Source organism: Candidatus Hydrogenedentota bacterium (assembly GCA_018005585.1).
Lineage (GTDB): Bacteria > Hydrogenedentota > Hydrogenedentia > Hydrogenedentales > JAGMZX01 > JAGMZX01.
The window spans coordinates 1-11,242 of sequence record JAGMZX010000061.1 but is presented as its reverse complement, the minus strand read 5'-3'; the positions used below and the strand labels follow the sequence as shown (position 1 = coordinate 11,242).

At 64.3% G+C, this 11,242-nt stretch carries 9 protein-coding genes; 5 read left to right on the top strand and 4 right to left on the bottom strand.

The window, feature by feature from the left end:
- On the bottom strand, positions 1-473 hold a 473-nt coding region (locus KA184_11980; GenBank protein ID MBP8130287.1), incomplete at its 3' end, for a hypothetical protein.
- A gap of 360 nt (positions 474-833) precedes the next feature.
- Between KA184_11980 and KA184_11975 the strand changes: the two genes are divergently transcribed.
- The gene (locus KA184_11975) at positions 834-2,660 is read left to right on the top strand and encodes a hypothetical protein (protein ID MBP8130286.1); all 1,827 of its coding nucleotides are present in this window, start codon (positions 834-836) and stop codon (positions 2,658-2,660) included.
- Between the two features lie 37 nt (positions 2,661-2,697).
- Positions 2,698-4,029: a hypothetical protein gene (locus KA184_11970; protein ID MBP8130285.1), complete on the top strand. Its 1,332-nt coding sequence runs from the start codon at positions 2,698-2,700 to the stop codon at positions 4,027-4,029.
- A gap of 21 nt (positions 4,030-4,050) precedes the next feature.
- On the opposite strand, the gene KA184_11965 is transcribed toward KA184_11970, so the two are convergent.
- Both KA184_11965 and KA184_11960 read right to left on the bottom strand, forming a co-directional pair.
- On the bottom strand, positions 4,051-6,006 hold the full coding sequence (locus tag KA184_11965; protein ID MBP8130284.1) for an MFS transporter: 1,956 nt from the start codon (positions 6,004-6,006) through the stop codon (positions 4,051-4,053).
- A 4-nt stretch (positions 6,007-6,010) separates the two neighbouring features.
- On the bottom strand, positions 6,011-7,282 hold the full coding sequence (locus KA184_11960) for a glucose-1-phosphate adenylyltransferase (GenBank protein MBP8130283.1): 1,272 nt from the start codon (positions 7,280-7,282) through the stop codon (positions 6,011-6,013).
- Positions 7,283-7,497: 215 nt separating this feature from the next.
- Between KA184_11960 and KA184_11955 the strand changes: the two genes are divergently transcribed.
- The 3 genes from KA184_11955 to KA184_11945 all read left to right on the top strand — a co-directional run bounded on the left by KA184_11955 (position 7,498) and on the right by KA184_11945 (position 9,985).
- Positions 7,498-7,986 carry a hypothetical protein gene (locus KA184_11955; GenBank protein MBP8130282.1) on the top strand — a complete coding sequence of 163 codons (489 nt, stop codon included), beginning with the start codon at positions 7,498-7,500 and terminating at the stop codon, positions 7,984-7,986.
- Positions 7,987-7,990: 4 nt separating this feature from the next.
- Entirely contained in the window at positions 7,991-8,437 is a 447-nt protein-coding gene (locus KA184_11950) for a 3D domain-containing protein (protein ID MBP8130281.1), read from the top strand.
- 78 nt (positions 8,438-8,515) lie between these two features.
- Positions 8,516-9,985: a hypothetical protein gene (locus KA184_11945; GenBank protein ID MBP8130280.1), complete on the top strand. Its 1,470-nt coding sequence runs from the start codon at positions 8,516-8,518 to the stop codon at positions 9,983-9,985.
- Between the two features lie 5 nt (positions 9,986-9,990).
- On the opposite strand, the gene KA184_11940 is transcribed toward KA184_11945, so the two are convergent.
- Positions 9,991-11,242: hypothetical protein (locus KA184_11940; protein MBP8130279.1), on the bottom strand; the 1,252-nt coding region annotated here is incomplete at its 5' end.

The following is an 11,242-nucleotide window of genomic DNA, read 5'->3' as shown; positions in this document are numbered from 1 at the left end:
CCCAGCACGAGGCTCTCCCAGTCCGCGAGGCGCAGGTCGACAAACTCCGGCTTGGTCAATTTCCATTCGATGAGTGCATCGTCTGGCAGGCGCGCTGCGTCACTGCCGACAAAGGTGTAGGGATTGTGATTGTCTTCATCGAAACTGCCGAGATTTGACTGGTGCACGAAAGCCTCGTACAGCCGATGATGGGCTTCCTCCAATCGGAGAAGGAACTCGGCGCTCTGTCTGGCGCGCTCCGCTTGGAACATCCCCTCCGTGTAATATGCGCGCGCGGGGGCCTCTTCCGAGCCTGCCGCAACGTCGTCCGGGAACAGTACAAGGTCCCCGTCATAGTCCCGGACGCCCCTTTCCGGCGTCGCGACGGGCGCCTGACCGGCGCCGTTATCCCCGTCATTCGCCGCGGGAAGGGGCGCGATGATGAACAGGCACGTCAGCAGGATAACTCCCATGAATCCAACCGTCTTTTCCATGACTCTCGTGCCTCCCTCATGTCTGCGGGCCGGGTTGCCGCACTTTCAGCGAGCATGACCGGTGTTGACTTCGCCATGCTGATAAATGTCTTTGCGCAGCCAAGTGGTTCCATGAGAGCAGGGGTTTCGAGACCACCACCCAAAACGGGTGCGGAACGAGGCTTGTAGCGCTGAGTGCAATGTCTCAGCAGCCGCCTTGCCCGGCGAGGGTGATTCTTGATGAGTCCCGCAGCCCGTATCACGGGAAAGAGGGGCTTGTGCTCCGTACAGAAGCATGCTACACTGCAAATGCGGTTTTGCTGTGATAACACCGCCGGTAAAGGCTGTGTTTGCGCGGCAGCAGCCGCAGGAGACCAAGAAATGGAATTGCGGGACCGGTCAAGATACTGGCTGCAGGCTGTCTGTCTCTTGGCAGCCTTCTGGACGCACGGAACGGCGCGGGCCACGCCGCCGGTCATGCTTTCTTACTTCGAGGAAGGCGGGCATGTCGAGCGCCTGATGTCCTTTCGTGGTTTCGCGTATTTTGGCGCGACCTTCTCGGACCAGGCCGGCACGCACACGGCGCTGTTCCGGACCGACGGCACGCCGGAGGGCACTGCGCCTGTCTGGCAGGCAGATGACCTGTACTCGTGCGTTACGCTGGCTTGCGGGCCAACGCTCCTCTACTTCGCGGCCTATCACTCCGGCAGTGATGAGGGCGGCATCTGGTGCACGGATGGTACGGCGGCCGGCTGCCGCCATGTCTGGACCTTCCAGGCGCATTACCGATGGGGGCCGGAGATGGGCACAGTAGCAGCCTTGGGCGACACCCTGTATTTCAGGGCGCCGTGGGATGCCACGCCGTATCAGGATATCGCCCTTTGGCGCACGGACGGCACTCCCGAGACCACGTATCCTCTTTGCTCTTTTCAAATTGCGGAGTGGATGACAGGCAATAACGGTCTCGTCCTTCCCGTGCCGCGCTTGATCACGCCGTTAGGCAACAAGGTGCTGTTCGCCGCGTATGACCCGGTGTTGGGCGACGAACTCTGGATATCCGACGGCACACCCGAAGGCACACGCGTGCTGCGCGACCTGTTCCCGGCTGCGGAGACGCCCTTCACGCATTTTTACAGTTCTCTTCCGCAAAACTTGCGCGCGGCGGGAGACGTTGTCTTCTTTGATGCCGGACAGTACTACACGACCGGTCCTATGTGGCCGCAAAATCTTGGGAACAGCCAGGTCTGGCGCACGGACGGAACGCCAGAGGGCACGGTTCCGCTTTCCGGACCGGCATACGAAGCCCATAGCCTTGTCCGGCTTGGCGACTGGGTCTTTGCCGGGAATTCGTTCATGCAGGAACCGGCCAGTCTTTGGCGGGCGCCTGTCAGCGGCACGCAGGCGGAACTCGTGCGTGAGTTTGACAGCAACATGACCATGGGCCCAACGAATCTTGTCGTTATTAACAACCGATTGTATTTCTCCGTTTGGAGCCGCGGGTATGGCGCGGAAATCTGGGCAAGTGATGGGACTTTCGAAGGCACGGGGATTCTGGCGGACATCCGGCCGGGCGCTGACGACGCCCTTACGTCTTATTTCATTGCTCTTCCAGGCCAGGAGCTTCTTCATACGGACGGATACCATCTCTATTTCATCGCGAATGATGGCGTACACGGTTTTGAGCCCTGGATAAGCGATGGCACAACGGCGGGGACACGCATGCTGGCCAATCTCAGGCCTAACAACCTCTATGCACCTGCATCCCCGATGGGTGTGATTGGGAACCGGTTCCTGTTCCTGGCCGACGATGGTTCTCATGGCCAGCAAGTCTGGGCGGTCACGCCGGAAACCGGCCCGGAAATCGAGCCGGGCCCGTGCGCGCGCAGCGGCCTGTATGAGATTGGCGAGTCGATTCGTCTCTGCATACCGGGTTCCGGCGCATGGGCGATTCAGTGGTATCACGACGGCGTGCCGATGCCCGGCCAGGTCTTCCCGACACTGCAACTCTTCAATCTGCAACCGCAAGACGCGGGCCGTTACACGGTCCTCTACAATGACGGCACGAAAGCCCCGGCGGAGCATGAAGTCTACATTGCCGTCGGCGAAAATGTCCCTGCGGTTCGCGGTCCGGCCTTGGCATTCCTGGCGCTGCTGATAGCTGCCTGCGGCACGCTTGCCTGCGCAAGCGCCCGCCGGCGTCCGGTATAGTGAAGGCGCGGCGGGTTAACACAGGGAGGTTCCGGCCATGGCGTTGTTGTGTCTTGCAATCGCGGGCAGTTTGTGCGGAGCGGATGAAGTGCCGCTGCCGATCCGGGTGACGGGCGCATGGGAAGTCTCCGTGGGGCCGGGTACGGTCCTGGTGGGCGGTCGCGAACGGACGATTCCCGAGGCGGTGCGTGTCGCGATTGAGCCGCCCGAGACGCGCCTCGTGCGCGACGAGTGTTACACGGACTTGCCCGTATTCGACGCCGCCGCGCCGGGTTGGTGCAAAGGTGCGCGGCTGCGCCCGCTCATCACGGAGGAATGCTCGGCCACGGGCCTGCTGGACGAGGCAAGCCTTCGGGTAAAGGCGGGTCCGGGCGAGTCGCCCGCGCTCGCACGGGGTTTGGATTACGACCTTGATCCTTTCTGGGCCACGTTCGGCAGGCTGGCATCGGGCAGCATCGCGCGAAGACAGGCCGTATTCCTCGATTATGCCTATCGCCCGAACCGGCTCGACGCCATTGTCGTGACCAGCGCGGGCGCGGTCGAGCGCGTGCCCGGCGCGCCTCGCGTGGGCGCGATGCCGCCTCCCGAAGTTCCGGCCAGCGCGGTGCGCCTCGCCAATGTCTGGGTGACCGGCTCTGCGACAGCGCTTGGGGAAGACGCGGTGTTTCCGGTCCTGCCCGGCGATTCCGGTGTGGCGCCGGATACGCCTGTTGCGGATGGATTATTGCCCAATACGCTGCGGAAGCTGCGCGCGGGCGAGACCGTGACCATTATCGCCTGGGGCGACAGCGTGACCAACGGCGGCGGTGTCGAGGACGATGTGAACAACTGGTACCAGCATCAGATCGCGGCGCGTCTGTCCGCGCGGTTTCCCCGGGCGCGCGTCCGGATGCTGACCGCGGCATGGGGCGGGTCCTCGAGCCGGCAGTATCTTGATGCGCCTGAGGGCGGCGAACGCAATTTCCAGCGCGACGTGCTGGACCCTCGGCCGGACCTTGTAACCATCGAGTTTGTGAACGACGCCTATTTGGATGTAGCGGGCGTGCAGCAGCATTACGGCGTCATTCTCGAACGGATTCGCGGTATCGGTGCGGAAGTCGTGCTGTTTACTCCGCACCTGGTCCGCCCTGACTGGATGGGCATGGACACCGGGAATATTCACTCCGATCCGCGTCCGTACGTGGCGGGTTTGCGCCGGTTCGCCGAGACAAACAAGGTCGCTCTGGCCGACGCTTCGGCGCGCTGGTGCGCCCTGTGGCGCCAAGGCATTCCCTACGCGACCTTGCTCGCCAACTCGATCAATCACCCCGACGCGCGCGGCATGGCCCTCTTTGCGGACGCGTTTCTGGCGCTGTTTCCGGAGCAGTGACCCGCGGTTCGCCGGGCGCGATCACGGCGTCGGCGGGCGTTCTTGTTCGCGCGTGACGTGGAGCACGGGATAGAACAGGATCGCGGCCATGCCCAGTATCGCGAACACACCCGCAATGGGGCCGACGACGAGCACGCCGGTATAGTCGCGCACGGAATTGCCCCAGACGCTCATGGACTGTGTCGCGATGAAAATGGACCCGGCCATGGCGCTCTTCCAGGCAACGCCGCTGAGGCCGTTGTAGAGCGCCTCGCGACGTTGTCCGGAGCGCTGCTCATCGTAGTCGATGATTTCGCCCATCATGGGAACCATCATGACGTACATGATGCCCTGTCCCAAGCCGCAGTACCCGAATAGCGCCGCGCCCAGGAGGATCTTGGTCGAGAAGGCCAGTGGAGCCGTGCCGACAACGTACATGCACGGCAGGCCGCTTGCGATGATGAAGAACGCGATGAAGAGCATCCATTTCACGCGCAGCTTGCGCGCAAGCGCCGGGATTACCGTATACGAGCCCAGCGCGGTAAGGATAAATGGCAGCATGAGGATGGAGACCGTGCCCTCGTCGCCGCCGAGGCCCAGTTCGGCCCAGTAGGGCAGCGCCCGCTGCGCGGCGAGGAACCCGACCGTGAACAGAAAGAAGGCGATGAAATACACGACGAAAGGCCGGTTCCGCGCGGCGTCGGCCAGCCCGGCGAGGAACGGTGCCTGGTCCTGCCGCGCGGTTTCGGAGTCGTAGCGCTCGCGGATAAGCCATACGGGCAATTGCAGGAACAGCAGAGACAGAACGGCGAGGACGACGGAGAGCCTGCGGTAACCGATGGCGGAAAAGGAGCCCTCGGTCTGCGCGATGACTATGCCGTCCGCGCGCAGCCCCGGAACGGCGTTTGCCAGCACGTTGCGCATCGCCGCGAGGCTCAGCAGGTCGAGCAGGTCGCGGTAGAAGACCAGCGTGACGGTTTCCGGCGTCTCCTGCGATTCCGTGTTTTTCGCCACGAATGCGGGCAGGTTTCCTTCGAACTCGTGCGGCAGGGGCAGTCCTTGCAGCGCTTCGTGGGCCTTGCGCCGGCACTCGTTGAGGAGTTCCCGCGCGCCGCCGGGGGCCGAGCCCCGCGGCGCCACGGCTCTGCGCGCGAAGTTGTCCGTCTCGACGGCAAAGCGGCCAGGCAGCGCGAGCGACAGCCCGTCCCCCGCATGCCATGCCTGCATTTCGCCGATGATTGCGCCGCTGAACGCGAGCCGCGCCGCGCCGTCTGGCCGTGTCTCAACGCTTACGGACTCCTCCACGGCCCGGGATGACGCGTCCGCGGGCAGCAACCCTCGCGCGAGCGCGAGCGCGCGGGCAGGTTCCGTCGCAGTGCCGGGGGGCAGTTCCAGGGTGAGCGTGTCCTCCGTGCGCGCGGGGTCAAGTTGCGTGATGAGTTCGCCGGGCAGCACGGCGGCCATGGCCAGGCCGACGATCATGCCAATCGCGATAAACGTGCCCATGCGCACCCGCTCGGTTTCCGAACGCGCGATCTCCGGCGGCAGTGAGTTCAGCGGCACGAGCACGAGGCCGAACATGGTCCAGTGCAGGCACAGCAGCACCGTGCCGTAGATGAAATTCGCCGTGGATTGGCCCTCGACGGGGGGGTACCAGAACGCAACGGCCGTGAAGGTCATCAGGATCGAGCCCCAGAAAATGAACGGGCGGCGGCGGCCCCGGATCGGCAGCAGGCGCAGCCAGCCGGGCCGCGACCTGGTCTTATCCGACCAGATGCCCACAACGGGCCCGGTCAGGGCGTCCCAGATGGTCCCGGCGATGAAGATCCAGCCCACGACGGAAACAGCGACGTAGATGGTCCTGCCGACGCCGACGGATGGCGAGTAGAAGTAGGTGCCCCACTGATTGATCACTTCGCTCGAAAGCTGGATCCCGATCATGGCCAGGCACACGGCCATGCCTTCGATCCAGGTGAATTCGCGCGCGGACCTGTCCATCGGCTCAACCGATGACCATCCCGTCGGGAATGGTGGCGTTCTTCATCACGACCACGATTCCGTCGCGGATGGCGTAGCCGTCGCCGTCGTAATCCTCCAGTTTGCGTGAGCCGCGGATAACCACGTTCTTGCCGATGCGCGCGCTGTGGTCGATGATGGCTTCGGTGACCTTTGTGTTTTCGCCGATGCCGAGCGGGACCCGGGCGCCGCACGCGTCCCTGTCTTCAAAAGTCTCGTTGCCAAGGATGATGCTGCGGGTGATCCGGGCGCCGGGCCGGATGACGCTGCGCACGCCAACGATCGCGTTTTCGATGGTGGCGCGCGTGACCAGGCTGCCGCCGCAAATGATCGCGTTGGTAATGCGCGCGTCGTGGATCTGCACGCCCGGGAGGTCGCGCTTGTGCGTGTAGATGAGCCGGTCCTGGTCGCGGAATTCGAAGGGGGAATCGGGCGTGGTCATGGCCATGCTCACATCGAAGTATGAGCGGACGGTCCCGATGTCTTCCCAGAACCCGGAGAACATGTGCGCAAATACCTTGTGCGAGCCGAGCGAATTCGGGATGAGTTCCTTGCCGAAATCGTTCCATTCCGGGCGGTCCGCCACTAGACGCTCGAGTACTTCCGCCTTGAACGCGTATACACCCATGGACGCGAGGTAGGGGTGGCCGCCGCTTGACATGCCGAAGTCGTCAAAGACCTCCTGCGGTGTCACGAGGGAATCGAGCAGACGCGCGTCCTTGGGTTTCTCGACGAATTCATGGATGCGCCCGCTCTTGCGCACCTTCATGATGCCGAAGCCCTTGGCCGCCTCGCGCGAGACGGCCAGCGCGGAGACGGTGATGTCCGCGCCCTGGCGCAAGTGCGTGGCGAGCAGCGTCCGGTAGTCCATGCGGTACAACTGGTCGCCGGAGAGGACGACGTAGTGTGTCGCACGCAGGTTCTGGATGTGCAGCAATTGCTTGCGCACCGCGTCCGCCGTGCCCTGATACCAGTCGCCGCTTTCCATGGTCTGCTCGGCGGCCAGCACGTCGACGAACCCCTCGCTGAATTCGTCGAAGCGGTAGGTGTTGTGCAGGTGGCGGTTGAGCGAATGGCTGTTGAACTGGGTCAACACCAGGATGCGTTTGATCCCCGAATGGATGCAATTGCTGATGGGGATATCGACCAGCCGGTACCGGCCGCAGAGCGGCACCGCCGGTTTCGAACGCAGCTTGGTCAAGGGATACAGGCGTGTGCCGCGCCCGCCGCCCAGCACGATGGCGGCTACGTCTCTGATGGTGTCTATCCCGATATCCGGCTGGTGGCGGCTGACCATACAGTACTACTCCTGCGTTGGGGGCGATGTAAGCGCCCCATGCCATCCCTGCCCCCCGGCTGGCGGGACGTATTCTATCTTTGGCTGCTGAATTCCGCCACCTGGAAAGCCCCGGGTCGCCTCAGTGCAAAAAGACTGCCTGGAATGGTGAGAAAACTCCGATAGAAAGGCTGCAGGTGAAATCAGCATCGAACGCATGCGAGGTCTCTTGGTGGCTTACAGGCGAGGCCGCGCGCTACGAGCGATTCCGCGGCGAGATGGACCGGCTCTTTGAGGAACGGGGCGTCATGCCGACGCCGCTCATGGAGGGGCGCGTCGAAGAAATCGCCATACTCGATGTTCTGGTTTGCCGGCTGCTCGCGAAGCTCAAAACCCTCGCGCTGCAGGGCGAATCCGCGGACACGCTGAGCCGGGATTTCATCGTCTGCGTTGAGACCCTCCTGAAAACGCTGGAGAAATGGAGAAAGGCCATGAACGAACTCGAGGACGTCTGCGCGAAAGCAGGCACGCCCATTGATGTGGGCGTTGCGGACAAAATGAAACCGCTATTGCGGGAAACACAGGGCGTCATGGACAAGGCTCTCAAGCAGGTCGCCGCCCGGCCGCGCAAGGCCAGACCCCGGCGCGCCGCGTTACCGTCCCAATCCGGAAACCTGATAAGCTGACGCGATGCGACGCCTTCTCGCGGCCCTATTCCTGATTGCGGCCCTTGTCTGCACGGGCTGCGCCACCGCGCGCATTGCGCCGCCGCGCGGCGCGTCCGCCTTTGAGCGGGTCTTGCTTACCACCGGCTACTGCAAGTGCAAGCAGTGCTGCGGCTGGAAGCGCAACTGGCGTTTCAAGGCGGTCGTGGCGCAGGGCCGTGACAAGGGCAAGCCGAAGCGCGTGGGCGTTACCGCGAGCGGCACGAAAGCACGGCCCGGCACGATAGCCGCGGACACGTCGGTCTATCCGTTTGGCACGGTGATGTTCATTCCCGGCTACGGGTATGGCCGCGTCGAGGACCGCGGCGGCGCGATCAAGGGCGAACACATCGACCTGTTCTTCAAGAAACACAAGCAGGCCCTTGCCTGGGGCCGCCAGGACAAGCGGGTCAAGGTCTGGCTGCCTCGATAGACGTCGCGAAGGACAGGGGCCAGCGCGCCCGCGCCGTCGCGGGATCCTTTCCGTTTTCTCACACCGATGGAGGAATGCATGCCCCTTCCCTGGAACGCGGCCCGTGCACGGCGCGAATTGCGCAAACGCGGCCTGGCGGACGACGCCGTCGACGCATGGGTTCGCCTGCACACGCGTGAACGCTTCGCACATGATTACTTCCGCCGCGCGGACGGCGCGCCGTGGCGCGTGCGGGAGTATCAGCGCGGCTCGCTCGAGTCGTGGGCGATGCGCAAGGTCCACTGCGACGGACGCGATGTGGGCAAGACAACGGAGATCGAGGTCATCGCGTGCTGGGCGATGGTCGCGCGCCCCGACACGGAACTGCTGATCGCGACACAGTGCGAAAACCATCTCTTTCCCTTGATGCACCGGCTGCAGCGCCGTTTTCAGGCCACGCCCGAGTTCGCGCCATCTATCGTCGAGATGCGGCAGACTCCGTCGTGGTTTTTCCGGTTTTCGAACGGGTTCCTGCTGTGGGGGCGCATCGCCGGGCCGCGCGGCATGAATTTTCAAGGGCTGCACGTGGACTGGCAGATCGTCGATGAGGCGCAGGAGATGACCGAAAGCGCCTGGGGTGAATTGTACCAGGCGTTGAACGGGGGCGGGCGGCGCTGGGTCTATGGCGTGCCGAACGGACTGCGCAATACGTTCTATCGCATGACCTGCATGGCTGATGCCGAGCAGCATAATTGGCCCAGTTCGCTCAACCCGGAGTTCACGGCGGAGAAGGACGCCGAACTGGCGGCGCTCTACGGCGGGCGCTACTCGCCGGGCTACGTCCATCGCGTACTCGGCCGGCATGGCGAGCCCGCGCACGCGGTATTCTCGCTCGACGATTACCTCGCGTGCGTCCGCGCGGATTTCGCGTTTGTGGATGGCGTCGTGCGCGCGGACGACTCGTTCATGCCGCCGGGCGACGTGACGGCAGGCGACTACTACCTCGGATGCGACCTGGGCTTCGCGCGCGACCCTTCGGAACTGGTCGTTTACCGGAACGAGCCGCCCCATCTTGTCAACGTGCTGCGCCTGCGCCTCGAAGGCGTCAACTACGCGAAGCAGCAGTCGGTGATTGAGGCGCTCGACCGCGTATACGGTTTCAGGCGCATCGGCATCGACTGCGGCAACAGCGGCCGCGCAGTAGCGCATCACCTGATGGCGCTGGGCGAGCGCTGGTGCATGCGGGTGTGCGCCTTCGAATTCGGCGGTGCGATCGAAACGGCGACGCTGCCCGACGGCAGCCCGGCGCGGCGGCGCGTGAAGGAGTTCATGACCGAATTGCTGCAGCGGCGCATGGCGGAGCGGAGCATCGTCTTTCCGCCCGTGCCTGACCGGGAACAGCAATACGCCTCGCACACCTATTCGGCCGGTCTTGATGGGCGCATCGTCTATGAAAAGGGGAACGACCACCTGATTGATGCGGACCGCTGCGCCGTGCTGTGCCATCATATGGACACGGAAGAACACGCGCCGCCGGTGAGTCTGGGCGTTGGACTGGGCCTTTTCTGAAGGGGCTATTCGAGCGGCGGCTCGAGCGTGCGCAGGTCGTAGTCTTCGTTGAACAACGTGATCTCGACGTCCGCCATCCAGTAACTGTCGAGGTCGATGCCGCCGCCTTTATGAAGCACGTAGGGATTGTCGGCAAATACGTAGTACAACTCGTAATTGGCGCGGTCGACCCGGATGCTTTCCGTGCTGCGCGGCGGAATCGATACGTTCTTTCCGCCTTCGCCGGCGCGGAGCCCGACCTTGACAGTCGTGTCCGACGGGTTATGGATGCGAACTTCGTAGGCGCCGTGGCGGAGGCCCCAGCGGTAATCCGGCAGTTTTGCTTTGGGTCTGTAGGAACCGGCGGGCTCCGCGGGATCGCGCCGTGCGGCTTCGCGCGTGCGGCGCTGCTTGCCGGCGACCCGCACGCGCGGCGCTGTCTGCCGCGATGGCTGTGGCTGCTGAACGAATTGGGGCGTTTCAGCGGGCGATTCCGCCGGGAATGTCCCGGCGGGCATGCCCTCCGGCTGACCGGCGCTCTCGGCCTCGCCTCCTTCGCCTTCGCCCGGCGGTTCCTCCTCCGCCGCGGTCTCGGCTGGGGTGGGCGTTTCCGCCTTTGCTCTTGCCTCGGCGGCTTGTTCTTCTTCCTTGCGCAACGCCGCCACGTAGAACCCCGTCTTCTGTGTCAGTTTGCCGCTCTCGAACTTGGCGGTGAAATTCGAGCCCGTGCCATCGACCCAGCGATAGATGCCGACGTCCTCGTGCCCTTCCGCGATGCGCTTGCCCTGCAATGCGAGCAGCGCGTCGATTTCCGTGACGGTCATGCCCGGCATGATCGCGTCATAGAGTGTTTGCGTGATCTTGTTCTGGTCGTCGCCAGGCGGCACGGGCGCCCCGGCGCCGCCATCGGGGTCGTAAAGAGACTTGCGCACCAGAAGGCCGTTCTCGAACTTCGCGACCAGGCTGCGGCCCTCGGCGTCCGTCCATCGCAGGATGGCGCTTGCCACGTCGTCCGTGGCCACGGTCTGGCCTGGGCCGCCCATGGCTTCGGCGACGGCTTCCAGGGACATGCCCGCCTGCAGGGCTCCGATCTGGTCCGCGGAGATGCGTGACAGAGCCGCCGTGCCGGGCGCGTTCACTTCCTCGGGCGCCGGTGTTTCGACGGCTGGCGGCGTTTCCGGCGGCGTTTCCGGCGCGGCGGGTTCCTCCACGGGAGGCGTCTCGGGCGCTTCCGGGGCGGGCACGGGGGGCGTCTCAGGCGCTGCGGCTGGCGGGGGG

Excerpts from the sequence above, each read along its gene's own strand:
- KA184_11975 (MBP8130286.1), top strand. The coding sequence starts at position 834 with ATGGAATTGCGGGACCGGTCAAGATACTGGCTGCAGGCTGTCTGTCTC.
- KA184_11970 (MBP8130285.1), top strand. The coding sequence starts at position 2,698 with ATGGCGTTGTTGTGTCTTGCAATCGCGGGCAGTTTGTGCGGAGCGGAT.
- KA184_11965 (MBP8130284.1), bottom strand. The coding sequence starts at position 6,006 with ATGGACAGGTCCGCGCGCGAATTCACCTGGATCGAAGGCATGGCCGTG.
- KA184_11950 (MBP8130281.1), top strand. The coding sequence starts at position 7,991 with ATGCGACGCCTTCTCGCGGCCCTATTCCTGATTGCGGCCCTTGTCTGC.
- KA184_11945 (MBP8130280.1), top strand. The coding sequence starts at position 8,516 with ATGCCCCTTCCCTGGAACGCGGCCCGTGCACGGCGCGAATTGCGCAAA.